This window comes from Actinomadura harenae (genome assembly GCF_003696215.1).
Classification (GTDB): domain Bacteria; phylum Actinomycetota; class Actinomycetes; order Streptosporangiales; family Streptosporangiaceae; genus Spirillospora; species Spirillospora harenae.
In genome coordinates, this window is sequence record NZ_RFFG01000033.1 from 1 (window position 1) to 24,762 (window position 24,762).

The 24,762-nt window shown below is 72.7% G+C and carries 16 protein-coding genes and 1 tRNA gene; 8 read left to right on the forward strand and 9 right to left on the reverse strand.

All coding sequences use genetic code 11. The features are described from left to right. The 4 genes from EBO15_RS19370 to EBO15_RS19385 form a co-directional block, all read right to left on the reverse strand. On the reverse strand, positions 1-1,258 hold a 1,258-nt coding region (locus EBO15_RS19370; protein ID WP_147481550.1), incomplete at its 3' end, for an acyl-CoA dehydrogenase family protein. Next, positions 1,255-3,051: an acyl-CoA dehydrogenase family protein gene (locus EBO15_RS19375; protein ID WP_122195830.1), complete on the reverse strand. Its 1,797-nt coding sequence runs from the start codon at positions 3,049-3,051 to the stop codon at positions 1,255-1,257. The genes EBO15_RS19375 and EBO15_RS19370, both read right to left, overlap by 4 nt. Beyond that, complete coding sequence (locus tag EBO15_RS19380; protein ID WP_122195831.1) at positions 3,048-4,829, reverse strand: fatty acyl-AMP ligase; 1,782 nt, start codon at positions 4,827-4,829, stop codon at positions 3,048-3,050. Before EBO15_RS19380 ends, EBO15_RS19375 begins: the two co-directional genes overlap by 4 nt. A gap of 95 nt (positions 4,830-4,924) precedes the next feature. Continuing rightward, positions 4,925-5,767, reverse strand: a complete 843-nt coding sequence (locus EBO15_RS19385; RefSeq protein ID WP_122195832.1) for a LysR family transcriptional regulator — start codon at positions 5,765-5,767, stop codon at positions 4,925-4,927. A gap of 73 nt (positions 5,768-5,840) precedes the next feature. On the opposite strand from EBO15_RS19385, the gene EBO15_RS19390 reads away from it, so the two are divergent. Continuing rightward, on the forward strand, positions 5,841-7,079 hold the full coding sequence (locus EBO15_RS19390) for an MFS transporter (RefSeq protein ID WP_199744660.1): 1,239 nt from the start codon (positions 5,841-5,843) through the stop codon (positions 7,077-7,079). A gap of 20 nt (positions 7,080-7,099) precedes the next feature. On the opposite strand, the gene EBO15_RS19395 is transcribed toward EBO15_RS19390, so the two are convergent. Beyond that, entirely contained in the window at positions 7,100-7,732 is a 633-nt protein-coding gene (locus EBO15_RS19395; RefSeq protein ID WP_122195833.1) for a class I SAM-dependent methyltransferase, read from the reverse strand. A gap of 378 nt (positions 7,733-8,110) precedes the next feature. On the opposite strand from EBO15_RS19395, the gene EBO15_RS19400 reads away from it, so the two are divergent. The 5 genes from EBO15_RS19400 (at position 8,111) to EBO15_RS19420 (ending at position 18,086) form a co-directional block, all read left to right on the forward strand. Then, on the forward strand, positions 8,111-8,836 hold the full coding sequence (locus EBO15_RS19400) for a DUF1449 family protein (RefSeq protein ID WP_122195834.1): 726 nt from the start codon (positions 8,111-8,113) through the stop codon (positions 8,834-8,836). A gap of 93 nt (positions 8,837-8,929) precedes the next feature. Continuing rightward, entirely contained in the window at positions 8,930-10,981 is a 2,052-nt protein-coding gene (locus EBO15_RS19405; RefSeq protein ID WP_122195835.1) for a flotillin family protein, read from the forward strand. An 89-nt stretch (positions 10,982-11,070) separates the two neighbouring features. Next, positions 11,071-15,978, forward strand: coding sequence for a DNA repair ATPase (locus tag EBO15_RS19410; protein WP_122195836.1), 4,908 nt, complete (start codon positions 11,071-11,073; stop codon positions 15,976-15,978). 58 nt (positions 15,979-16,036) lie between these two features. Then, complete coding sequence (locus tag EBO15_RS19415) at positions 16,037-16,630, forward strand: NUDIX hydrolase (RefSeq protein WP_122195894.1); 594 nt, start codon at positions 16,037-16,039, stop codon at positions 16,628-16,630. A 406-nt stretch (positions 16,631-17,036) separates the two neighbouring features. Beyond that, the gene (locus EBO15_RS19420) at positions 17,037-18,086 is read left to right on the forward strand and encodes a hypothetical protein (RefSeq protein WP_122195837.1); all 1,050 of its coding nucleotides are present in this window, start codon (positions 17,037-17,039) and stop codon (positions 18,084-18,086) included. Positions 18,087-18,168: 82 nt separating this feature from the next. Here EBO15_RS19420 and merB read toward each other — a convergent pair whose 3' ends face one another. Together merB and EBO15_RS19430 are read right to left on the reverse strand one after the other, a co-directional pair. Next, positions 18,169-18,828: an organomercurial lyase gene (merB, locus tag EBO15_RS19425; RefSeq protein WP_122195838.1), complete on the reverse strand. Its 660-nt coding sequence runs from the start codon at positions 18,826-18,828 to the stop codon at positions 18,169-18,171. Positions 18,829-18,864: 36 nt separating this feature from the next. Next, positions 18,865-19,692 carry a hypothetical protein gene (locus tag EBO15_RS19430; protein WP_122195839.1) on the reverse strand — a complete coding sequence of 276 codons (828 nt, stop codon included), beginning with the start codon at positions 19,690-19,692 and terminating at the stop codon, positions 18,865-18,867. 403 nt (positions 19,693-20,095) lie between these two features. Between EBO15_RS19430 and EBO15_RS19435 the strand changes: the two genes are divergently transcribed. Together EBO15_RS19435 and EBO15_RS19440 are read left to right on the forward strand one after the other, a co-directional pair. After that, complete coding sequence (locus EBO15_RS19435) at positions 20,096-21,853, forward strand: B12-binding domain-containing radical SAM protein (protein WP_158628281.1); 1,758 nt, start codon at positions 20,096-20,098, stop codon at positions 21,851-21,853. Between the two features lie 239 nt (positions 21,854-22,092). Next, positions 22,093-22,180 (forward strand) — tRNA-OTHER (locus EBO15_RS19440). Between the two features lie 96 nt (positions 22,181-22,276). Here the strand turns inward: EBO15_RS19440 and EBO15_RS19445 are convergent. Then, positions 22,277-23,620 carry a glutamate-cysteine ligase family protein gene (locus EBO15_RS19445; protein ID WP_122195841.1) on the reverse strand — a complete coding sequence of 448 codons (1,344 nt, stop codon included), beginning with the start codon at positions 23,618-23,620 and terminating at the stop codon, positions 22,277-22,279. Positions 23,621-23,776: 156 nt separating this feature from the next. After that, the gene (locus tag EBO15_RS19450) at positions 23,777-24,757 is read right to left on the reverse strand and encodes a LuxR C-terminal-related transcriptional regulator (RefSeq protein ID WP_122195842.1); all 981 of its coding nucleotides are present in this window, start codon (positions 24,755-24,757) and stop codon (positions 23,777-23,779) included. Positions 24,758-24,762: the final 5 nt, after the last annotated feature.

Below are 24,762 nucleotides of genomic sequence, written 5' to 3' on the forward strand. Positions count from 1 at the left end.
GCGCGCCGACCGCGAGCCGGTCGAAGGGCAGCGGCGACAGCGGTGCGCCGGGCTGGAACAGGGCGGCGGGCGGCGCCTCACCGCCGGTCCCGGCGCGGCGCGCGAGGGCGGGGAGCTGCGGGATCACCGAGGCGAGGCAGACGGTGCCGCCCGCGTGCCCGACCGCGAGGACGGGCAGGTCGCGCAGGTGCTTCTGGAAGACGGCGTGCGGCCCTTCGCGCAGGTAGGAGCGCGCGCCGAGCACGACGCCGAGCCGGTCCGCCGCGTCCCGGGCCAGTTCGGGGACCAGGTACTTGGTGAGCGCGGACGACACGCTCGCCTCGCCCGGCAGCAGGTGCAGCGACCGGGCCGCGACGGTCGCCATGGCGTCGCAGGCCAGCAGGTCGGCGAACGCGCCCGCGAGTTCGCCGGAGGCGTGCGGGAGCCCGGCCACCGGATGCCCGTAGAGCCGCCGCCGGGTCGCGAAGTCCAGGGTCGTGCGGAGCAGGGTGTCGAGCGAGCCGATCATCATGCCGGGGATCGTGGCGCGCGTGAGCTGGAACGCCCGCGCGACGAGTTCGAGCGCGCGTCCCTCGCCGCCGACCAGGTTCTCCGGCGGGACGGGGCGTCCGGTGAACTCGACGCCGCCGAGCCGGCATCCGCGGACCGCCGACAGCGGGAAGCGCGGCAGGAACCGGGTCGTCGGGCCGGGCCCGCCGCGCAGGTCCGTGAGCAGGAGGGAGTGGTCGCGGCCGGGATTGCCGTCGCCGGTGCGGGCGAGCAGCAGGGCGGCGTCGGCCCGGTCGATCCCGTTGATCATCTGCTTGCCGCCGTGCAGCAGGTACCGGCCGTCGGCGAGGCGGGCGCGGAGCTCGGTGCGGGCGAGGTCGGCGCCGTGGTCGAGTTCGGTGAAGCCGATGGCGAGCAGGCCGCCGTCGAGGAGCAGCCGCGCGACGCGTTCCCGCTGGTCGCGGTCGCCGCCGGTCCAGACGGGCGCGGCGGCGATCAGGCCGACGAGGCCCTGCCCGAGCAGCAGCGCGGGGTCGCGGCGGGCCAGCGGACGCAGCGCCCGCGCCATCCGGTCGGCGGCGTCGAAGCGTCCGCCGAGTTCGGCCGGGACGAACTCGGCGGCCATCCCGAAGGCGTCGAGCGCGCGGGCCCCGGCGGGCGGCTCGCCGCGCTCGTCCGCCGCGAGGACGGCCTCGAATCCCAGCGGGTTGCCCGCGTCTCCGGCCGGGCCGAGCAGCGCCTCCAGCCCGTCGGCCACCGCGGCGCTCATCGGACGGCCTCCGCGACCGGACGGCGGGCCCCGTCCGCTTCTCGATCCCGGTACCGGGCCGCCGTCCGGTCGGGCAGCGGCAGGTCGAAGAGCGACAGCAGCGCACCGGAGCGGTGCCGGGACAGCAGCGGCCCATAGAGGGCGTCGGTCGTGTGGCCCGTGTCCTCGCCGAGACGGGCGAGGACACGCGCCAGGCACGCCTTCACCCACACGGCGTCCTGCCACAGATCGGCGGAGAGCCCGAGCCCGGGACGCGTGTTGACGTACAAGGCGAGGCACGTGGCGGCGGCATAGCACAGCGCGTAGTCCTCGGCCGCGCGGAACGCCTCCGCCGGGACGAGCCGGGGCGCGGGAACGTGCTCGGCCAGCCGCGCGTGCACGCGCCCGGACGCGTCGGCGGCCCGTCCGGCGAGGTCGGCGAGGTCCGGCGGGCCGTCCGCGCGGACGCGGCGGGCCAGCTCCGGGAGGGCCTGCGTGATCGAGCTCCCGGTCCGGGACAGCACCGCCAGGGCCGTCCGGTCGAACGGCGGGAGCGGCGCGCGCAGGTCGGCCGCCCGGTCCAGCCCCGCCCACCGGACGGTCCCGTCGCGGTGGCCGCGCACGAGCGTCGAGGCGTGGTTGACCAGCAGGTTCAGGTTGACGACGGTGTTGCCGTCGAACATCCCGACGATCCGGTGGTCGCGCTGGAGCTTCTGGAACCGGCCGTCCGGGCAGGTGCCGTACGCGCCGCCGGGCACCGGGCCGGTGAGGGCCCGCACCCCGAGCATCCGGCCCAGCCGCCCGATGAGCCCGTCGGTGAGGGTCGGCGCGAGGTACTTCACGACGGCCGACCCGACGGCCAGCTCTCCCGTGAGCGTCTGCGCGGACCGGCTGGTCAGCACGCCGACCGCCTCGCAGAGCAGCAGGTCGGCGTAACAGTCGGCGAGGTCGCGGCGGGACAGCGGCAGCTCGGTCACGGGCCTGCCGAAGCGGTGCTGCCGGGACAGCAGGTCCAGGGTGGTCCGCAGCGCGTGGTCGGCGGCGCCGGCCGACAGCGCCCCGCACAGCGTCCGGGTGAGCTGCAGCGCCTTCAGCGCGATCTCCAGCCCGGCCCCCTGCCGTCCGACGCGGGCGTCCGGGCCGGTCTCGGCGCCGTGGAAGGCGATGCCGCTGATGTCCGCGCCGCGGATGCCGTGCGTGTGGACCTTCGGGAGGGTGCGCCACGAGCCGTCCGGCAGGGCGTGCTTGTCGACCATGAGGAAGGTGAACCCGCGCGGGCCGCCCGCCGGGTCGGTGCGGGCGAGGACGCAGACCCAGCGGCCGCGCGTGGCGTTGTTGATGAGCCATTTCTCGCCGTCCAGGCGGTGCCCGCCGCCCGGCAGGACGGTCGCCGTGACCTCGCCCGCGAGCAGGTCGCTGCCGTGGTCGCGTTCGGTCAGCGCCCAGGAGAACACGTCGCCCGCGGCGACGCGCGCGCCGAGCGCCTCGGCCTGTCCCGGTTCGGCGCCGACCCACGCCGACACCGCGCCGAGGTAGGTCTTGCCGTGCGCGACGGCCACCGTGAGGTCGCGGCGCGCCATGACCCGGACCAGGTGGAAGAGCTGCTCCTGGTCGCGGAGCCGTCCGCCGAAGACCGCCGGGACGTACCAGGACGGCACGCCGAGCCGGTCGAGCTCCGCGACGGCCCGCTCGGGGAACGCCTCCGCGTCGTCCAGCGCGGCGCTCGCGGCGAACGCGCACGGGCCGCCTGGGACGTGCGGGTCGCCGAGCGCCGTCTCCAGCCGCGCCGCAGGGCGCAGCGCGTCGAGGATCATGACGCCCGCCCCGCCGCGCCGTCGCCCGTCCGGTAGTGCCGGACGAGCCGTGGCGACAGGTCCTCGTGCAGGCAGTCCAGGTCGCCGCCCGCGAACAGGTCGCGCATCAGCCCGCGCTGGATCTTGCCGCTGGTGGTGCGGCGGACCCGGCCGGGCCGGACCAGCACCACGTTCGCGCGCACCCCGAACTCGGCGGCCACGGCGGCGCGCAGCGCGCCGGTCAGCTCGCGCAGCGCGTCCGGCGACCGGCCCGCGCCGCGCACCTCCTGGACGACGACGAGCTCCTCGGTCCCGGCGGACACCCCGAACGCGCTGGACGGCAGCCCGGCGAGCGCCGGGTCGGCCGCCCGGACGGCCCGCTCGATGTCGTAGGGGTAGAGGTTGCGGCCGTTTAGGACGATGGTCTCCTTGAGCCGTCCGGTGACGTAGAACCGGCCGTCCCACCGGACGGCGAGGTCGCCGGTCCGCAGGAACCCGTCCCGCCCGTCGGCGGTGGTCCCGGTGAACGTCGCGCGGTTCTCCTCCGGGTCGCCCCAGTAGCCGCGCGCGACGCTGCCGCCGCGCACCCACAGCTCGCCGACCCGGCCGTCCGGCAGTTCGCGGCCGGTGGCCGGGTCGGCGATCAGGACGTCCAGTCCGGTCGCCCGGCCGCTGGCGACGAGCCGGACCGCGGCGGCGCCGCCGGTGGCGGGGGTCAGCTCGTCCCGCTGGAGGGCGGCGGCGTCGGCGTCCACCTCGGCGGGCGGTTCCGCGACGGGCGTGCCGGTCACGAACAGGGTCGCCTCGGCGAGGCCGTAGCAGGGCATGAACGCCTCGCGCCGGAACCCGTGCCCGGCGAACTTCGCGGTGAACGCGTCCAGGGTGCGGCCGTCGATGGGCTCCGCGCCGTTGGCGGCGCGCGTCCAGCCGGACAGGTCCAGGCCCGCGGCCCGCTCGTCGGTGATCTTCCGGACGCACAGGTCGTAGGCGAAGTTCGGGGCGGTGCTGAACTGGACGCCGCGGTCGCCGATCATCCGCAGCCACAGGTGCGGGTACTTGAGGAACTGCGTCGGCGACATCAGCGCGGTCCGCGCCCCGATGTACAGCGGTTCGAGGAACAGGGCGATCAGGCCCATGTCGTGGAACATCGGCAGCCAGCCGCCGAGCCGCGCGTCCCCGTCGAACTCGAAGTGCTCGCGCAGCAGGCCGAGGTTGTGGGCGAGGTTGCCGTGGCTGACCATGACGCCCTTGGGCCGTCCGGTCGAGCCCGAGGTGTACTGGAGGAACGCGAGCGAGTCCGGTTCCAGGTCCGGTTCGCGCCATGTCCCGGCGTCGGCCTCGCGCGCCTCGGCCACCGTGAGCGGCCCGAGGTCCGTCAGGCCCTCGGCGTCCAGCCAGGTCTGGGTGTCCTCGCGGACGGCCTCTCCCACCAGGACGAGCCGCGCGCCCGAGTCCCGGACGATCCCGGTGACCCGTCCGAAGTGCTCGCGCTGGCCGCCCGGCAGCGGCGCGGGGACGGGCACGGCCCCGGCGTACAGGGTGCCGAGGAACGCCTCCGCGAAGTCCAGACCGTAGGAGCCCGGCACGAGCACCCGGTCCCCCGGCGCGACGCCCCGCTCGGCGAGGCGGACCGCGATCGCGCGCGCGGCGGCGTCCAGCTCCCCGCGCGTCCGGGCGGTGTCCCGCAGGACGAGCCCGTCCTCGCCGCGCGTGGCGTCGACGAAGGTCAGCGCGTTCCGCCCGGGCCGTTCCCCGGCCTGCGCGTGGACGCGGCCCACGAAGTTCCAACAAGGATGCATGGCGTCTCCCGGCGAAGCCCTCGACTGCCCGCATTCTTGGAGAACGTCCTGATATTCGCCCTATACGCCGTCCTATATGCCGCCGGGTCCGGGGCCTAGATCGTGCGGCGCAGGGTGGCCTCCACGGCGTCGACCAGCGGGTCACCTTCGCTGACCGGGTGTCTCGCGAGGCCGAGCTCGACGTCCGGCAGGGCGGGGAGGGCGCCGGTGTCGTGGCAGTCCATGGCCGGTTCCAGGTTCGCGGGCATGAGGGCCGCGACGCCGAGCCCGGACCGCACGGCGGCGAGGACACCGGCCAGGCTGTTGCTCTCGAACGCCACGCGCCACCGGCGGCCGGAGCGTTCCATCGTCTCCAGGACGGCCGTCCGCCAGAAGCAGGCGCCCGAGAACAGGATCACCGGCAGCGGGTCGGCGGTCACGTCCACTCCCTGTCCCGACACCCAGACGAGGGGGCGGCGCACCGTCCAGCGCGGCGGCGAGGGAAGGTCCGGCACCTCGTCGAGCACGAGCTGGACGCGGCCGGCGTGGTAGGCCGCCCGCACGGTCTCGCAGGACAGGCTGAGCACCTCCAGCGTCGCGCCCGGGTGCAGGCGGGCCAGGTCGGCGAGGACCTGCGGGAGGTGCGACACGGCGACGTCCTCGAGCAGCCCGACGCCGCAGCGGCCGGTCAGCGCGCGCCCGGTCTCGGTGAGCGCCTGCGCGGAGAGCGAGAGGATGCGCTCGGCGTAGGGCAGGAGCTCCTCGCCCGCCCGGGTCGGCGTGACACCGGACGGCGAGCGGTGCAGCAGCGGGTGCCCGACGACCCGTTCCAGCCTGCGCATCTGCTGGCTGAGCGCCGGCTGGGTCTGTCCGAGCGCGGACGCCGCGCGGCTGATGCTCCCCGCCCGCACGGCGGTGACGAACACCCGGAGCAGGGCGATCTCAAGGTCGGCGGCCATAAGCGCTCATTATGGCGCCTCCAACGGATTAAGGACTTCCTATGGCAGGACGGGACGACCTAGCGTCATGAGGGTGACCGGTTACCGACAGATCCTCGCCGTGCCGGGGATGGCGCCCCTGCTCGGCGTCTCCCTGATCGCCCGCATCGCGATCACCGCTGACACCACGGCGCTGACGCTGTACATCGTGCTGGGCCTCGGCATGAGCTACGCGGCGGCGGGCGGCGTCGCGGCGGCCCTGACGGCGGGCCTGGCCGTGGGCGGCCCGGTGCTCGGCCGCCTCATCGACCGGCGGGGCGCGCGTCCCGTGCTGCTGGCCAGTGTCGCGGCGCAGGGCGTGTTCTGGCTGTGCGTGCCGGTGATGCCGTACGGGATCCTGCTGGCCGCCTCGTTCGCGACGGGCCTGTTGATGGTGCCCGGACCGCTCGTGACCAGGCAGGCGATCGCGGCCATGACGGCGCCCGCGCAGCGCCGGGCCGCGTTCGTCCTGGAGTCGGTGCAGGGCGAGCTGTCGTACATGGTCGGCCCGCCGCTCGTGATCCTCGCCGCGGCGCAGACGTCCCCCGGCGTGGTCGCCTGGGGCGTGGGCGCCGCGATCGTGGCGGGCGGCGCGGGGATCGCGCTGCTCGACCCGCCCCTGCGCACCGAGGACGAGCCCGACCCGGGCCAGTCCGGCCGTCCGCGCCGCCGGGAGTGGCTGGGCTCGCACATGGTCGCGGTCCTGGTGATGGCGTTCGGCGCCACGGTGCTGCTCGGCGGAACCGACCTGACCATCGTCGCCGCCCTCAAGGACGCCGGTCAGGTGTCCTGGGCCGCCCTGGTCGTCGCGGTGTACGGCGTGGCGTCCATCTTCGGAGGGCTCGTGTACGGCACCGTCCCCCGGCCGCTGCCCACCTGGCTGCTGATCGGCCTGCTCGGGCTGGCGACCCTCCCGGCCGCGCTGGCCCACAGCTGGCCCTGGCTGTGCGTGGCCGCCGCGGGCGCCGGACTGCTCGCCGCGCCGACCCTCTCCTCACTGGCCGCCGCGGTCTCCCGGCTCGCACCGGCAGGCGCGCGCGGCGAGGCGACGGGGCTGCAGTCCTCGGCGCTCAGCGCGGGGTTCGCGCTCGGAGCCCCGGTCATCGGCGCGGCGATCGACGCCTCCGTGCCCGGGACCGGCTTCGTGGTGGCCGGGCTCGCCGGTGTCGCCGCCGCGCTGACCGGGTGGCTGCTGTCCCGCCGTCCGGCCGCCGTCCCGGCGTGGTCGCCGCCTGGCGATCCCGGACGCGCGCCCCTCGAAGCGTGCGCGGCCGGAGCCTCGCAGGGCACCTGAGGGACGCCCCGGCGCCTGCGTCAGGCGCTGTCGTTCGACGGAGCGGACGCGACGACCGCGACGACGGCGCGCGTCCCGACGGTGACGACCCGTCCCCGGACGTCGCCGAACCCGGCGTCCGCGGCCAGGGAACACGCCTGGTCGGCGTCCTCGGGCAGCGGCAGGTCCCACGCGACGAGGTCGGCGAAGACGCCCGACGGACGGAACTGCGACGCCAGGGGCAGGGTGAACCCGATCCGCCCGCCGGGACGCAGCGCGCGGCGCCAGTCGGCCAGGGCCCGGACGCCGAGGAAGTGCAGCGACGACGCGCACAGGATCAGGTCGAGCGCGGCGTCGGCGACGGGCAGCGGGACGGCGGGTCCGGCACGCCACTCGATCGCCTCGGCGTGGCCCCGCCGTTCGGCCAGCGCCCGGCCGACCGCGATCATGCCCTCGGACAGGTCGACCGCGAGGACGGCCGGGGACGACGGGAGCCTCAGCGAGGCGACGCGCAGGGCGACCGCCCCGGCCCCGCAGGCCACGTCGGCCACCGCGTCCCCCGCCGCGGGCGGGGCGAGGTCGAGCAGCGCGCGGGCGACGGCGTCATGGTGGTCGTGGTCATAGGTCCCGGCCAGCCCGTCGAACGCGCCGGCCATCAGGGCGGAATCACTCACCGTCGGACCTTATACGCTTGTCGTCGTACGATCGCATACCGTTATTGATGCTAATTAGCTTCCGCCGACGTTAAGAGTGCGATAAAGTCATCCCCAGGTGAGCCGGGAAGCCTGGTCGGCACAGAGTGACGCATTATCTGGATGCGTCCGCGACCAGGGGGTCCCGATGGCACCTTCATTCCCCGCGCTGCACGCCGTGTCGGCGGGCTTCGTCGCGCGTCCGTACCTTCTCGCGACGTTCGGCCTTCCCGATCCGCCGTGACGGGCGCCGACCTCCTCTTCTGAGCGCCACCTCCTTTCCTCTTCGCCCGGCAGCCGTTTTCGCGGTGTCGCCATGGGCTCTCCGAATGCTGCCCCCAGACGCGGAAGAGTTTCCTGATGAGTGCTTTCCTGGATGCCGCACTCGGCTTCCCCGCCGTCCTTTTCAGTTTCGCGCTGATCGTGGTGGCCGGGTACTGGGTGCTGGTCCTCATCGGCGCGCTGGGGCTCCACGTCCTCGACCTCGACGCCGACACAGGGGCCGGCGCCGGGCACGGACACGGGCACGGCGGCCACGGGGAGGGGGCGGGCGGGATGCTGTCCGCCACGGGGCTGGCCGGGCCGCCGGTCACCGTCACGTTGTCGCTGCTGATCGCGCTGGCGTGGTTCATCAGCCTCGCGGGACGGGTGCTGCTGGACGGGCCCGGGCACGCCTGGGCGCACGCGCTCGTCCTGGTGGCGGCCGTCGTCGGCGCGTGGGCCGTGACGTGGCTGCTCGTCCGGCCGCTGCGCCGGGCGTTCCCGGACGTGCCGCCGCCGTCCCGCGCGGACTTCGTGGGGCGGACGTGCGTGATCCGCACCGGGCGGGTGACCGGCGACTTCGGCCAGGCGGAGGTCACCGCCGAGGACGGCTCGACCGCACTGGTGCAGGTCCGCGCCCCCGAAACCGGCCCCAGGCCCGGGTCCGGAACCGCATCCGCGCCCGAAGCCGGGATCGCGTCCGCGTCCGGGGTCGGAACGGGGGGCCTCGGACGCGGCGCGACCGCCCTGATCTTCGACTACGACGCGGCGGCCGAGGTGTTCCTGGTCATGCCGTTCGACGAGACCCTCGGCGCGGGCCGCTGACCCGGCGTCCGGCCCCGGCGTCCCCGCGAGCCCGCGGAGCTCGCACCTTCTAAGTCTTCTCCCCCTCCCCCTCCTCATAGACGGGACTGTTCGATGGATGCGCTGACCGTTGGGATCGGTGTGCTGGTGGCCGTGGTGCTGCTGGTGGCGCTCGGCCTGGTGCTGATGGTGACCCGCCTGTTCCGCAAGGTCGAACAGGGACGCGCGCTGATCGTGTCCAAGACGCGGTCGGTGGACGTCACCTTCACCGGGGCGATCGTGCTGCCGGTGCTGCACAAGGCCGAGGTCATGGACATCTCGGTGAAGACCATCGAGATCGAGCGGACCGGCCGGGACGGGCTGATCTGCCAGGACAACATCCGCGCCGACATCCGCATCACCTTCTTCGTCCGGGTGAACAAGACCGCCGAGGACGTCATCAAGGTCGCGCAGGCGATCGGGACGCACCGGGCCAGCGACCAGCAGACGCTGCAGGACCTGTTCGCGGCGAAGTTCTCCGAGGCCCTCAAGACGGTCGGCAAGCACCTGGACTTCGAGGACCTGTACACGCGCCGCAACGAGTTCCGCGACCACATCGTCCAGGTCATCGGGACCGACCTGAACGGGTACAGCCTGGAGGACGCGGCGATCGACCACCTGGAGCAGACGCCGCTGCACTCGCTGGACCGTGACAACATCCTCGACGCCCAGGGCATCCGGAAGATCACCGAGCTGACCGCGCGCGAGCACGTGGCGACCAACGAGCACGCCCGCAACGAGGAGAAGGAGATCACCCGGCAGGACGTGGAGGCGCGCGAGGCGATCCTGGAGCTGGAGCGGCGCCGCGTCGACGCCGAGATCCGCCAGCAGCGCGAGATCGAGACCGTCCGGGCGCGGGAGACCGCCGAGGTCGAGCGGGTCCAGGCCGAGGAGCGGCTGCGTGCCCAGACCGCGCACCTGCGCACCGACGAGCAGCTCGGCGTCCAGCAGGAGAACAAGGCGCGCGAGGTGGCGGTCGCGGAGAAGAACCGCGAGCGTGTGATCGCGATCGAGTCCGAGCGGATCGAGAAGGACCGGCTGCTGGAGGTCATCGCGCGCGAACGCGAGACCGGCCTGTCGCGGATCGCCGCCGACAAGGAGGTCGAGACGGAGAAGCGCGCGATCGCCGAGGTCGTCCGGGAGCGGATCGCGGTGGAGCGGACGGTCGCCGAGCAGGAGGAGTCGATCAAGCGGCTGCGGGCCACCGAGGAGGCCGAGCGGGACCGCCAGAAGATCATCATCCTGGCCGAGGCGGAGGCGCAGGAGAACCTGGTCAAGGACATCAAGGCGGCCGAGGCCGCGGAGGCCGCCGCACAGCACCGGGCGCGCGAGCGCAGGATCCTGGCCGAGGCCGCGCAGGCGACCGCCGAGCTGGAGTCGGCCGCCAAGCGGAAGCTCGCCGAGGGCGTCCAGGCCGAGAAGGCGGCGCCGGGCCTCGCCGACGTCCAGGTGCGCGACCGGGAGGCCGAGGTCATCGAGAAGGTCGGACGCGCCAACGCCGCCGCCGCGCAGGAGATCGCGCTCGCCGAGGCCGCCGCGATCCGCGAGAAGCTGAAGGCCGAGGCCGAGGGCCTCACCGACAAGGCCGCGGCGATGGCCGCGCTGGACGACGCGACCCGCCAGCACGAGGAGTACCGGCTGCGGCTGCAGGCCGAGAAGGAGCTCCGGCTGGCCGGGCTGGAAACGCAGCGGCAGGTCGCCGAGGCACAGGCGGCGGTGCTGGCCGCCGGGCTGGAGCACGCCGACATCGACATCGTCGGCGGCGACAACGTGTTCTTCGACCGGCTCGTCGGCTCGATCGCGCTCGGGAAGGGCGTGGACGGCTTCGTCGAGCACTCGAAGGTCGCGCAGAGCGTGGCCGGGCCGTGGCTGGACGGCACGGGCAGCCTCACGGGCGACCTCGGGCGGCTGCTGGCGTCCGTGGACGCGTCCGGCGTCCGGGACCTGACCCTGTCGGCGCTGCTGATGCGGCTGGTCAAGGCGGGCGGCCCGGACGCCGCGCACCTGGAGAAGCTGCTCGGCACCGCCCGGGAGCTGGGCGTCGCGGACGCCCAGCTCGCGGCGGCGGCGGGAGGGGCGCCGGAGCATCGGCGCGCTGCCAACGGCGTCGCCCCCGCTCCGAACTGAGACGGCGTGCACCGGTGGCGTCCCGCGCCTGAGCGGGAGCGGGACGCCGCCGGTCGTCGAGCAGGCCCAGCAGGCATTCAGGAGGAAGCGTGACCGAGGCCGCAACGGCATCCGAGCAGAGCACCGGGCAGGACGCGGGGCAGGCCGCAGGGCAGGCCGCGGGCGCGGGGCTCGACCGGGGCACCTACGAGGTGCTGCGGGACCGGCTCGCCGCGCGGGCCGCCGACCTGGCCGGACGGGCCGAGGCGCTGAACGCGCGGCGGCTGGAGACCTTCGGCGGGTCCGAACTGCGCCTGGCCGGGAGCGAGGTCGTCCGCACGGCGCAGGACCGCGTGGCGCGCGACGTCGTGTCCGTCGGCGGCCTGCTGCTGTTCGCCTCCAACGCCGCATCCGACGTCGCGGCAGGGGACGTCGAGGTCGGGGACGTGTTCGCGCTGCGCCGCCTCGAGCCGTCCGAGGACGGGCGGGTGACCCTCGCGGACGCCGGCCTCGACGCCCTGCCCGGCCTTCTCGACGACCCGGGTTTCCGGCGCGACTTCGGCGAGATGCAGCGGTACTACCGGCAGGCGCGCCTGCTGCGCCTGCGCCGCACGGACGGGCGCCTGCTGGCGGTGTTCCAGACCGGTCCGCGCCTGACCGACACGCGCGTCCTACGCTGGCGGGTCGACGCCGGGGGCGCGGTGTCCTACGAGGACAACCGGGGCGAGCGTGACGACGTGCTCCCCTCCCCCTTCGACTTCACCTGGACGGAGGCCACGCGCGACGACCACGTGCCCGGCCGGTTCCCGCACATCCGCGTCCAGGACGGCCTGTTCGTCGCCACGACCGGCGGCGCCCTGACGGTCAAGGCCGAGGACGACACCGAAACCGGCACCGGCGTCTACAGCGAGCCCGTGGACGAACCGCTCCAGAGCCTCGCCGACGCCGAGGTGCTGCACGCGCGGGTCGGGGCGCTGGTCCTGCTGCGCGTCCGCCCCTACAACGAGACGGCCTGGCGGCACCTGGTCTTCGACACCCGCTCGCGGAAGGTCGAGCGGCTGGACGGCATCGAGCACGCGTGCCGCCGCCTGCCCGGCGACCGGGGCGTCGTCTTCCCCGGCGGCTACCACCTGGACACCGGTGTCACCAGGACGTTCGACGTCGACGTCACCGGGCTGGAGTACCAGGGCGTGGTGCGCTCGCCCAACGGCGAGGACGTCCTGTACCTGTTCGGGTCCCGCGCCGACGGCCGGTGCCTGCTGCTGCCGTACAACACCATCCGCGAGCGGGCCGCCGCGCCGATCACCGGCCACGGGTTCTCGCTGTTCGACGACGGGACGCTGATCGTCCTGCGCGGTTCCGGTGAGACGCCGTCGCGGGCGCACCCGACGCAGGTGTGGCGGACGCCGTTCGTGTCGGACGAGCACGCCGCGTCCCGGCCGGTGGGGACGGGACCGCTGGAGCGCGTCGGCAACGCCGACCTGGTCGGCGGCCTGGCGGACTGCCTGGCGGTGACGCGGATGGCGCGGGAGGCCGAGCCGTCCGCCGAGATGTTCCGGGCGCTGGTCTCGGCGTGCGTCCAGGCCGCCGACCGGCACCCGTGGCTGGCCGACCCCGAGCTGGGCGGCCTGGCCGGGGCGCTGGACGAGCTGCGTGGAACGGCCGCCCTCGCGGTGGAGGAGTACGCGACCGTCCGGGAGCTGACCGCGCGGGCCGCCGCCGCGGTCGACGAGGCCGCCGAGCACGCGGAGGCCCTCGTGCGGCGCGCCGCCGCCGACGTGCCGTCCGGCGCCGACGGGTGGGTGGACCTGCTGGCCGAGCTGCGCCGCGCGCAGGGCCGCGTCGAGACGCTCCGGGACGTCCGGCACGCCGACACCGCACGGATCGGCGTGCTCGCGTCCTCCCTCGGGGACGCCCTGGACACCGCCGGACGGCGCGCCGTCGAGTTCCTCGCCCGCGAGGACGCCTTCACCGGCTACCACCGCGAGATCGACCGGCTGGCCGAGGAGGCCGCCGCACTCCCCACGGTCGCCGCCGCCGAACCCGTCACCGCGCGGCTCGCCGCGCAGACCGAGGGCCTGGAGGTCGTCACCGAGGTCGTCGGCTCCCTCGACGTCGCCGACGCGACCGTCCGCACCGCGATCCTGGAGCGCGTCGGCGCCGTCCTCGGGGGGATCAACCGCGCGCGGGCCGTGCTGGAGGGCCGCCGCCGCGACCTGCTCGACAGCGAGGGGCGCGCGGCGTTCGCCGCCGAGTTCGCGCTGCTCGACCAGGCGATCGCCGGAGCCCTGGCGGGCGCGGACACCCCGGAGCGCTGCACGGAGCGACTCGGCCGCCTGCTGCTGCGGATCGAGGCGCTCGAGGCGCGGTTCGCCGACGTCGACGACTTCCTCACCGACCTGGACGCCAAGCGCGCCGACGTCCAGGAGGCGTTCGCCGCGCGCGGGCAGGCGCTGCTCGACGAGCGGACGCGGCGCGCCACCCGGCTCACCGAGTCCGCGGACCGCGTCCTCGCCGGGCTGCGCCGCCGCGCCGGGACGCTGTCCTCGCTGGACGAGGTCAACGCGTTCTTCGCCGCCGACCCGATGGCGGCGCGGCTCGGCCGCATCACCGCCGACCTGCGCGCGCTCGGCGACCCGGCCCGCGCCGAGGAACTGGACGGACGGCTCAGGGCGGCCCGCCAGGAGGCCGGGCGGGCCCTGCGCGACCGCCTCGACCTGTACGCCGACGACGGCGCCGCGATCCGCCTCGGCCGCCACCGCTTCGCCGTCAACGCCCGTCCGCCCGAGCTGACACTCGTCCCGGACGGCGACGCCCTGGCGTTCACCGTGACCGGGACCGGCTACCACGCCCCCGTACGCGACGAAGGGTTCACCGACACCCGCCCGTACTGGAACCGCACCCTCCTCTCGGAGAGTGAAGACGTGTGCCGGGCCGAGTACCTCGCCGTCACGCTCCTCGACCGGGCCGCTCCGGGCGACGACCTCCTCGCCCTGGTCCGCGAGGCCGCGGCCGCGCGCTACGACGAGGGGTACGAGCGCGGCGTCCACGACCACGACGCCGCCCGCATCCTCGAGGCGCTCATCGACCTGCGCAAGGACGCGGGGCTGCTGCGCTACCCGTCCGAGGCGCGCGCCGCCGCGCAACTGTTCTGGGCCTTCCAGACCGACGAACCGCAACGGACGACCTGGACGACACAGGCGGCGTCCCTCGTGCGTGCGCGTGAGGCGTTCGGACGCACCACACCCGTGACGGACCTGGTCGATCACCTGGCCGAGGCCATCTCAGGCCCGCACGCCGACCTGGCCGCCGAGTACCTGGTGGAGGAGCTGGCCTGCGCCCCGTCCGGGTTCGTCACCAGTGAAGGGGCGCAGACCACACTGCGCGACTTCGCCGAGGCGCTGGGCGACGCGCACGCCGAGTTCGTCCGCGACCTGGACTCCCTGGCCGACGCCCCAGAAGCCCGCCGCCGCCTCGCCGAGGCGTGGCTCGAACCGTTCGGCGACCCGGCCGACCTGCCCGAGGCCGTCGCGATCGTACTGTGCGGGAACCGGCTCCCCCGCCACGACAGCGCCGCCGCCCTCTCGACCACGGTCACCGGCCTGCTCGGCACCCACCCCCGCGTCACCGACCGCACCCTGACCCTGCGCCTGGACGAGACCCTCGCCCGCGTCCGCCGCTTCCAGACCCACGACGTCCCGGCCTTCCGCCGCTACCAGCGCCGCCGCGACGCGCTCCTCACCGCCGAACGCGCACGCCTGCGCCTGGACGAGTACCGCCCTCGAACCATGACCTCGTTCGTCCGCAGCCGCCTCATCGACGAGGTCTACCTGCCGCTCATCGGCGACAACCTCGCCAAACAGCTCGGCACCGCGGGCGACGGACGCACCGACCGGTCCGGACTGCTCCTGCTGGTGTCCCCGCCCGGCTACGGCAAGACCACACTGATGGAGTACGTCGCCGAACGCCTCGGGCTCCTGCTCGTCCGGATCGACGGACCCGCACTCGGCCACGACGTCACGTCCCTCGACCCGGCCCGCGCCCCCAGCGCCACCGCCCGCCGCGAGGTCGAGAAGATCAACCTCGCGTTCGAGCTCGGCGACAACGTCCTGCTGTACCTGGACGACATCCAGCACACCTCCCCCGAGCTGCTCCAGAAGTTCATCCCCCTCTGCGACGCCCAACGCCGCGTCGAGGGCGTCCGCGACGGGGAGCCACGCGCCTACGACCTGCGCGGACGGCGCTTCGCGGTCTGCATGGCCGGCAACCCCTACACCGAGTCCGGCACCCGTTTCCGCGTCCCCGACATGCTCGCCAACCGCGCGGACGTCTGGAACCTCGGCGACGTCCTGACCGGCAAGCAGGACGCCTTCGCGCTCAGCTTCATCGAGAACGCTCTGACGTCCAACCCGATCCTCGCGCCGCTGTCCACCCGAGACCGCGACGACGTCGCCCTCCTGGTACGGCTGGCGTCCGGCGACCAGACCGTCCGCCCGGACCGCCTAAGCCACCCCTACCCGCAGGCCGAACTCGAACAGATCCTGGCCTTCCTGCGCAAACTCCTGCACGTCCAGCACACCGTGCTCGCCGTCAACCGCGCCTACATCGCCTCGGCCGCCCAGTCCGACGCCGCACGAACCGAACCCCCTTTCCGGCTCCAAGGCTCCTACCGCGACATGAACAAACTGGCCGCCCGCATCGTGCCGGTGATGAACGACGACGAACTGGAGGCCGCCATCACCGACCACTACACCGGCGAGGCCCAGACCCTCACCACCGACGCCGAGGCCAACCTCCTGAAGCTCGCCGAACTCCGCAGCCTCATGACCGCCGTCCAGGAACGCCGCTGGGCCGACGTCAAGGCCGCCCACCAGCAGGCCCTCACCCTCGGCGACAGCACCGACCCCCTCACCCGCGCCGTCGGCGCCATCACCCTCCTCGCCGACCGCGTCCGCGCCATCGAATCCGCCATAGACCGAGCCGCCAACCACCCCACCCACCAGGACATCGACTCATAGGCGGCGGTCGAGCGGAGCGAGTCACGGATCGGCGATGCGGCCCTGGAAGCCTGAGTGGATGGCTCAAGGAACCCGCCCCACCGAACCGCGTGATCCCGCTCGCAGGCGAGCCCCGGCCTGCCCGGCAGACGCCCTCAGCATCCTGAAGACGCCCTACCTGTGGCGTTCAGTGACGTCGTACTTCGAAGACACGATCCCCACCCGCGAGGTCGTCAGCAACGTGCACGTGGTGCCGTTCGTGGGGAGTCGCGTCGTGCTGTTGCACGCGAGGGAGTCGGGCTGGGGTCCGTCAGGCGGGACCGTGCAGGACGGCGAGCCCATCGACTCGTGCGTGCGACGGGAGCTGGCCGAGGAGATCGGTGCCGAGGTTCGGCGCTACGAGTTGTTCGGCCAGTGGAACAGCTTCACGACGGCCGCCACGGCCTACCGTCCCTGGCTTCCCCACCCGCGCTTCTCGATCGCCCTCGGCTGGGCGGACGTGCTGATCACGAGCTCCTCGCAGGATGACGGCGGGGTCGAGATGGAATCGATCACGGAAGTCGTCATCATGCCCGTCCAAGGCGCCGTGCGGCGTCTGGCCGACCACGGCGAACACCACCTGGCGGCCCTCTACCAACTCGCCTACGAAGTGCGTCGCACCGCCAACAGATGAACCCGGCGATCGACCGCGGCGCGCTGGACGGCTTGGTGATCGCCGTCCGCCGTGCCGGTGGTGACCGGATGAGGTCGCGGAAGGGCGATGGTTTTGCGACGTCCTTCTTCCGAGTCTGATCAGACGGAGGTGACGGAACGGATGCACTCTCTCTCACGGCCGGGACGAATCTTAAACGCCTCACCCCGGACCTGGGCTTCCGCGCCAGGGTAAGAAAGCGGGAAGGGCTCCGCCCGGCATGGCCGAACACAGAACAGAAATCATAATGGACGTCCGCAATGGAAAAGCGATGTCCACCTCACCCATTACGGTCCGACCTGAGATTTCTTGGCCGTTGTGAGCGTCGTTTTCTCTCTCTTAACGTCGGCGACGTGGGTCCGCCAGGGCCCGGCCAGGAGGAACAGGGATGGGGTTCGTACGGGCGAAGACCACGGGGTTCGCGGCGATCGTGCCGGGGCCGGTCGATCCGTGGGAGGCGCTGTTCGTGAGCGGCAACCGGGCCGCGAAGATCAACCTGGACAGGCTGATCTCGGAGGGGCCGCTGCTGGACGCCTACGACAAGCAGCTGGCCGGGATCCCCGAGCCGTTCGCCAGCCGGACCGAGGCGGCGTTCGACGTCCGGGGCGCCGCGGGCACCCGGCGGACGGTCTTCATCGTCGGAGACCAGTGCCTGGACTGGGAGTGGGGCGTCGCGGCCAGGTACCAGGGGCCGATCACCGATCTGCCGGGCTTCGGGCTGCACATCCCGGACGGCTTCCGCAGCGACCTCGACACCCTCATGGGACTCCCGGACGGCAGCACCATGCTGTTCAAGACCGACCAGTGCGCGATCATCAAATGGGGAGCCGATGGCGGCTGCACCTACAAGGGAGCCGTGACCGGCACACCCGGATGGAACTGGTTGAGCGCGCCGCCGGACATGGTGCACGACTTCGACGATGCCGTGATGATCAAGGCACCGGACCTCGCGGACGAAGAGACCCTGCTGATCAAGGCCAACAAGGCGATGATCCTCCACTGGCGCCTGGGCCTCAGGCGCATCGGCACCTACGCCGAGGTGGCGGCCGGACTCGGCGCCCTGCCCCCCTCCTACCAGACGAGTCGCCGGGACGGGCAGCTGAGCGTGCCGCCCCCGCCGCCCCAGAGGACGCCACCGCTGCCCGCCAAGAGCACCCTCACCACCGACACGCCCACCGTCGCCAAGGGCGCGCCCCTGACCGTCCGCTACTCCACCCCGGCGAGCAAGGTCAGCAGCAAGAACTGGGTCGGCCTCTACCCGGCCGGTTCGACCGTGCCGCCGCAGGAGTCCTTCGTCTGGACGTACACACCCGACGCCTCCGGCAGCGCCACCCTCGACACCGGAAGGCTGCCCGGCCCGGGCTCATACTCCGCCTGGTACTTCTACGACGACGGCTACACCACCCTCGCCGGCCCGCTCAACTTCACCGCGACCTGACCCCGTGGGGCCCCGGCGAGCGATCGCCGGGGCCTACCCGCCGGGCGGCGGCACGTCACCGCCAGGTGCAGACCACCGGTGGTCAGCTGCCCCAGAAGGGGCCGGTGAGTCCGACGGAGCGCAGGTAGTCGGCGGCATCGGAGGGTTCGCGGCGGATATAGCCCGGGTCGAGGCGGCCCTGGTACCAGCGGGAGGCGAGCCGCCACAGCGTGGAGAGGTCCATGACGTGGCCGCGCGTGTTGCCCGTCCGCTTCAGCCAGGCGTCGACGCAGGCTTCGGAGCAGAAGATGCGCTGGTTTCCGCAGGTGTGGACGACGTCGTCCCACATGCGGGCTGCGGGGACGAGGAAGTGCGCCACCTGGTCCCCGGGCGGAGGTGCTTCCCGGGTGACGTTCCAGGCATGCGGGGTGTCGCAGGCCGGACAGCGGGTGGCCACCAGAGCGGGGTTCGCGTCGTCGAGCAGATGGGGCAGGGCGAAAGAGTCCCACGCGCAGCCGCCCCACCAAAGGGTGGTCGCGCCCATGACGGAGAACCCGAGAGGCACCGCCGAGAACGGGTGGGCCATGGCGATCGAGCCGTGTCCGTCCAGTGCCAGATGGCGGGCGTCCGCCAACGCGCGCAGGCCCTCGTTCACCTCCACCACCGACGCGACCAGTTCTCGCGCGAGGTCCTCGATGCTCGGAGCGCGCCCGGTCTCCGCGAAGGCCCGGTACACCTCGACACGGAGCTGTTCGACATTCATGCCGATCAGATTGGCACACGGGTGAACAACGGCGGGCTACTGCCCTTGCAGCGCTCCCACCGTCTGCGTGATGGCGAGCCGGACTTCGCCGAAGTAGGCCAGGTCCCAGGCGGCGACGCGGGTGGTGCCGGGTAGGTCGGGCCCTCCGGACGAGACGCCGGGTCGGTCCCACGGCCGGTCCAGGTACGGCGACCAGATGTGCGCACGAAGGCGGGGATCGCCGACCGGGGCGAGGAGACGGTCCCGCTCGGTCGCCGCTTCGGGCGACGGTTCCCGCGCGCCGTCGAACAGGCTCGGTAGCAGCACCAGGATCGCGGCTTCGTCAGGTCCGGGCCGCAACCCGTCGGGGCCCTGCTTCCCGCGGATCGCGGTCAGCAACGCGTCCCGGAGGGTGCCGTCGGTGACGACGCGGAAGGACACCCTGACAGTGAACGCGTCGTCCTCGATGCCGGACACGATGTCGTCCGGCGCCAGGCCGTGCCGGGTGAGCACGACGGCCAGTTCATCGCCGGTGACCGTGCGGCACGCCTCGGCGACCTGGTTGGAGTCGGGCCGCGCGCCGAACGCCCGCGAGAGGGCCGATTCCTCGGTGAAGTCGAACTCGAAGACGGAGCGGCCGAGGTCCAGGCTCCAGTCGAGGGCGAGACAGATCTGCAGCAGCGTGGGCCGGTCGCCGTCGTCGCCCGGTCCCCAGGTTCGCCTCAGCGAGTCGGCGTCATCGAGCGTTCCCCACACCCATAGGTCGTCGACTGCGCTGTTGACGTAGTACAGGGCGTACTCGGCGTCGGGGTCGAAGCCGTCCATCGGCCTGCCGAGCAGCACGGAGAACGCCGCCGTCAGATCCTGCTCCCAAATATCGATCACCTCGATGATCTTAGTGGAGCGGCGCTCAGGAACTCAGATGAATCGCGAACCCCACGAGTCGAAAGGGATTTCGTCTCGCCGGTCGCCTCAGTCCCCGGCGGGCACAGCTCGCCGTCGAGTTAACACTCCCGCTCTCGGGCTCCACATCGGCGCTCTCGCCTCAGCAGCACGGTGAGTTCCGCGACCACACGGTCCCGCAGGTCGAAGACCTCAATATCAATGCAGGTCACAGCCGCATTCGGTCGGAATTATGTCAGCGCTGCCGAGATCCCCCTTGTCGCTCCGAACAAGGCCGCCTACTTTCGAATGAGGTCTTTCCGTCGACGAGGGAGCCATGCCGGTGGCCACCCAACGCTCGGTCTATTTGACGTACCCGCCCGCATCAAGCGTGTGGCATTTGCCGATGGGCATTGCCTATCTCGCCGGGGTTCTGGAAGAACGCGGCCACCACGTCGTCCAGCATTACGGCCACATCGATGCCGTCGAGCACGTGCTGCGGCGGCACGGCGGCGAACCTGTCGGCCGGGCGTTGCAGGTCCTCCGCGACGCGGACGCCTCGGTCCTCGACCGCCACGACGCGCGCGTCCTCTTCGAGGAGGTCTCATGGGGCATCCCATCGACGTTCGAGGACTTCGCGGTCCAGCGGAACAACATCACCTGCGACTCACGGCACTTCAAGGGTGCCGTCGGGGAACTGCTCCACGTGCTCGAGCACCGCGAGGAGCACGTGTTCCACGACTACTTCGCCGAGGTGGAGCTGGCCCGGATCCAGGCCGCCGATCCCGACATCGTCGGCATCAGCGTCGCGGACGAACGGCAGCTGGTCAGCGCCTGCGTCCTCGCCACCCTGGTGCGCGAACAGCTGCCCGGGGTGCGGCTGTTCATGGGCGGCAACTACTGGGCCCGCACCATGGACGCCTACAACGACCCGCGCTTCGCCGCGCTTTTCGACCACTGGGACGCCATCGTCTACGCCGAGGGGTTCCAGCCCGTCGTCGAGCTTGTCGAGGGGGCGTCGCCGGCCTCCGTGCCGGGCGTGGTGTGGCGGGACGGCGACACGGTGCGGACCACTCCGCGCACACTGGCCCCCGTCGACTATGAGGCCCTGCCCACCCCCGTCTTCGATCGCGGGATCCGGCAGTGGAGCCCGGACTTCGTCCCGCCTCTCTACACGATGTCCAACTGCCCGATGCGCTGCGGATTCTGCTCCATCGCCGCAGGCAGTGACACCTTTCTCCACAAGCCCCGGGTGATGTCCGAGCGGCGCGTCGCCGAACACATCGCCGCGCTCGGCGCCACCCGCGTCGACTTCGTGGACGAGTACCTCACCATCCCCCGGCAGCTGAAGATCGGCCGGGAACTCGCGCGCATCGGACACCGCGCGACCTGGCAGTGCTATCTCACCGCGAGCGATCAGCTGCTCAGCCCGGACAAGTGCCACGCGCTGGCCGAGGCGGGCTGCTCGGCCGTGCAACTCGGACTGGAGTCCCTGGACCCGGCCACGCTCCGCCAGGAGGCGAAGCCGTGGAACCATCCGGCGAACTACGGAAGGATCCTGGAGAACCTGCACAACGCCGGAATCCAGGTCCACGTCTTCATCATCGTCGGGGTCCCCGGCGAACCGATCAACCGCTCCCTGCGCTGGCTCTCCTTCCTGGAGGATCACGGCGAGCACATCCTGACCATCAAGTCCGGCCGCTACCGGCTCACCCGCCGCGCGCCCGACGAACGCGTCGCGACCCTCCACCAGCTGGGCGGGCTCCAGGTCACCGGTGAGGACCGCCAGCCCCTGAACCTCAACCGCGACCAGTTCCGGTACACGACGGGCGGGCTCAGCCGCAAGCGCGTCGAGGGCATACGCGACCTCCTCGAGGAGGCGTGCCACCGGCACTGGGCGTACCAGGTCACCTCCAGCATCCCCTGGTGGACGAACCGCGGCCGCTACACCCTGCCCCAACTGCGCGCCGCCGCCGACCTGCTCCGCGTCCACCGGCCCGCCGAGCCGTCCGTCCCGGCCAGTCATCTCAAGAGGGGGCTGTCCAAGGTCACCAGCGCCCTGCGCGACGAACTCGACATGCGCGTCGGCCTCACTTCTTTTGAGGATGCCCGCGACGTCGCCGCGCGACTGCGCGCCGACGAGGGAATGGCCGTCTCCAGCTGACTCACCGCGTTGCCCCTAGGGCATATAAACACCTATGGCGCGTCCAGAATCGGCCTTTGACTTACACTTCCACCCATGCCGGATGCGCCGACCCTAATAATGGAAGCCGCATGCCCGAAAAGCGCTCTGCGTGTCACCAGAATTCGCGTTCTGATTTCACCGAAGCCCTTCCCGGCGCTCTCGATGTCTGTTAATCTCCTTTTATTGTTCTCCACCGGGAATCCGGTGGAGAACAATGAGCCGGGGTGGCGGAAGTGGCAGACGCGCTCGGCCTTCGGGTCGGGCGTTCCCCCAGGGAACGTGAAGGTTCGACACCTTCCCCCGGCACCGACCACAACGGGCCTGGCCCGCTGATCGGGGATCCCCCGTCGAAGACGCCCGCTCCGGGACACCCGGAGCGGGCGCCGGCGGGCGCGGCGACGGTCAGACGCGGTACGCCGCGACGTAACGCCGCGGTTCGCCCCGCAGATCCGTCCGCCACCGCTGCGCGCACTGTTCGGCGAAGGTCCGGCCCGTGTCCAGCACTTCCTCCAGCGGGTCGAGGTAGTGCAGCGCCTCGGCACCCTCCAGGCCGGCGCCGACTCGGGCCTGGAGCCCTGTTCGGGCCAGCCGGACGAGTTCGGCCGCGAGTTCGTGGACGCGGTCCCCGCCGAGCCGGGTGCGCAGGCCCTCGGCCGGGAGGCGTTCGACGGCCGCGCTTTGTTCGGCGACCGTGTAGTGCCGCAGCAGCTCCCATGCGGCCGTCCGGGTCGGGGGGTGGTAGCTGAGCCCCGTCCACAGCGCCGGAACGGCGGCGAGGTGCGGGTACGCGGGCCCGTCCGCCGCGCGAAGCTCCAGGGTTCCGCGGACCCGGACATGCGTCCAGATCTGCGTCATATGGGCCACCCAATGCTCGAAGCCGGGCCGCGAACCGTCGTCGAACCCCTCCTGCAGCACCGAGACGAACGGACGGTCGGGGGCCCTGCGAAGCCGCCCGGCGCCGTCCTGGTAGTAGATCATGGGGATGCCCAGCGCCCAGTCGATCACGTCCTCGAAGCCGAACCGACCGCCCAGGGCGGGGGGCACCACACCGCAGCGCCGCGGGTCCGTCCTCGTCCAGTTCCGCGAGCGGTGCGAGAGCAGGCCGTCCAGCCGGCCTCCGTCCAGCGGCGAGTTGACGAACAGGGCGGCGACCACCGGGGACGCCGCCACCTGCATCCGCAGCTTCTCGGCGAAGTCCTCCTCGGAGAGATAGTCCAGGTGCACCTGGGTGGACGTCGACATCGACAGGATCTCCGGACCTCCATCACCCGCCACGCCAAGGCGCGCGAAGTGGTCCCGCATGAAGCGTCCGCGGTCCAGCGGCACCCAGGGGATGGTCTCGATCCGGTCGAAGGGCATGTGCGCCCCGGGCACCAGGGCCAGGCCGTGGCGTCCGACGACCTCGGCCAGTCGCTCCAGGACGCGCCGGACGTCGGCCACGGCCGTCACCACGTCGGCGGCCGGAGGCGCCGAGTACTCGAGCTGGCCACCGTGTTCGAGGCCGATCAGGCCCTCGTCGTCCAGCCGCACTCCGACCAGTTCCCCGGCGTCGTGCACCGGTTTCCCGCCCCACTCCGCGAGCACCGTCCGCAGCACCGCGCCCACCCCTCGCTCCCCCGCGAAGGGGGCGGCGCGTCCGGTCTCCGGGTCAACGACACCGCTCTCGATCTCCAGCCCGACCCGTTCCGCCGACGCCGGGGTGAACAGCGACTTGAGATCGTCGCTCCGCAGTTCGCTCGTGGTCACCGATGGCCCTCCTCACCGCGTCCGGCGGGTCGCCGTTCGCGCTCGACACGGTCTCCCCCGAGCGCCTTTCCGGACCGAGGATGACAGCCGGTCCGTGCGCACTCCTCGCGGCGCGCGGCATCGTCCGGGCAAGAGTCTCGCCAACAATGCCGATGGTCAGATCCAGCCGCGTTTGGTGGCTTTGCTACCCGCCTCGAAGCGGCTTTGAGCGTCCAGGGTGGCCATGAGGTGGGCGGTCATCCGGCGCACGGTGCGCAGCGACACCGCCAAGCGGTTGGCGGCCGCCTCGTCGGTGAGGCCGTCGGCGAGGAGGAGCAGGAGCCGGCGCTCCTGACCGGTCAGCGGATCGCCGGTGGGCTGGGGGCCGTCAAGGGGGGTCGCGGTGTCCCAGATGTGCCGGAACAGGGCGACGAGCGCCGCGACGATGCTGGGAACGGTGACGTTCAGGGCGCCAAGGCTGGAGTCGTCGGGGCACAGCGGGATGAGCGCGGTCTGCCGATCGACCAGCACCATCCGCACCGGCAGCAGGGGCTGGGTGCGGACCTGTCCGCCGCATGCCGTGAGCCAGCGGGCGTAGGCCCGAGTGGCGGTGTCGTTACGGACGCTGTCCTGGTAAAGGGTCTTGATCGCCACACCGCGCTGGAGTGCGTGACGATCCAGCTCGCGGCAGCCGTCCAGAGTCTCTGCGGACTGGGCTCCGCCCGGCATGATCGACAGGCATTCGGTGGTCGCCTGCTGGGCGAGGGCCTCCAGGCGGGACTGGACGGCGTCCAGGCCGATCAGCTGACGCATCGCCGTGTCCGGGTGGGTGCGGGTGGCGGCGCGGTGGGCCGCGATGAGCTCGGTGAGCGCGTCCTGACTGGCCAGGACCTCCTGTTGGCGGCGCAGCAGGTCCGACTGCTGCCGCCGGACCAGCGCGGCCAGCCCGAGTTCGGGATGGACCGCCTGCACCTGGCCTGGTCGTTCACGGGAGGGACGCAGCAGTGCCAGTTCGGCCAGCCGGTCCAGGCCGGCCCGCACCTGCTGCTCGGACAGGTTCAGCCGTTCGGCCAGCGCGGCGACCCCGAGGCCGGGATGGGCCAGCATCGACCGGTAGACAGTTTCGGACGCAGCGTCCAACCCGAGCGCTTCCAGCACAGGCC

Bases quoted from the DNA above. Each gene is read 5' to 3' on its own strand.
- EBO15_RS19375 (WP_122195830.1), bottom strand. From the start codon at position 3,051: ATGATCCTCGACGCGCTGCGCCCTGCGGCGCGGCTGGAGACGGCGCTC.
- EBO15_RS19380 (WP_122195831.1), bottom strand. From the start codon at position 4,829: ATGCATCCTTGTTGGAACTTCGTGGGCCGCGTCCACGCGCAGGCCGGG.
- EBO15_RS19385 (WP_122195832.1), bottom strand. From the start codon at position 5,767: ATGGCCGCCGACCTTGAGATCGCCCTGCTCCGGGTGTTCGTCACCGCC.
- EBO15_RS19400 (WP_122195834.1), top strand. From the start codon at position 8,111: ATGAGTGCTTTCCTGGATGCCGCACTCGGCTTCCCCGCCGTCCTTTTC.
- EBO15_RS19405 (WP_122195835.1), top strand. From the start codon at position 8,930: ATGGATGCGCTGACCGTTGGGATCGGTGTGCTGGTGGCCGTGGTGCTG.
- EBO15_RS19415 (WP_122195894.1), top strand. From the start codon at position 16,037: ATGGCTCAAGGAACCCGCCCCACCGAACCGCGTGATCCCGCTCGCAGG.
- EBO15_RS19420 (WP_122195837.1), top strand. From the start codon at position 17,037: ATGGGGTTCGTACGGGCGAAGACCACGGGGTTCGCGGCGATCGTGCCG.
- merB (WP_122195838.1), bottom strand. From the start codon at position 18,828: ATGAATGTCGAACAGCTCCGTGTCGAGGTGTACCGGGCCTTCGCGGAG.
- EBO15_RS19435 (WP_158628281.1), top strand. From the start codon at position 20,096: ATGGGCATTGCCTATCTCGCCGGGGTTCTGGAAGAACGCGGCCACCAC.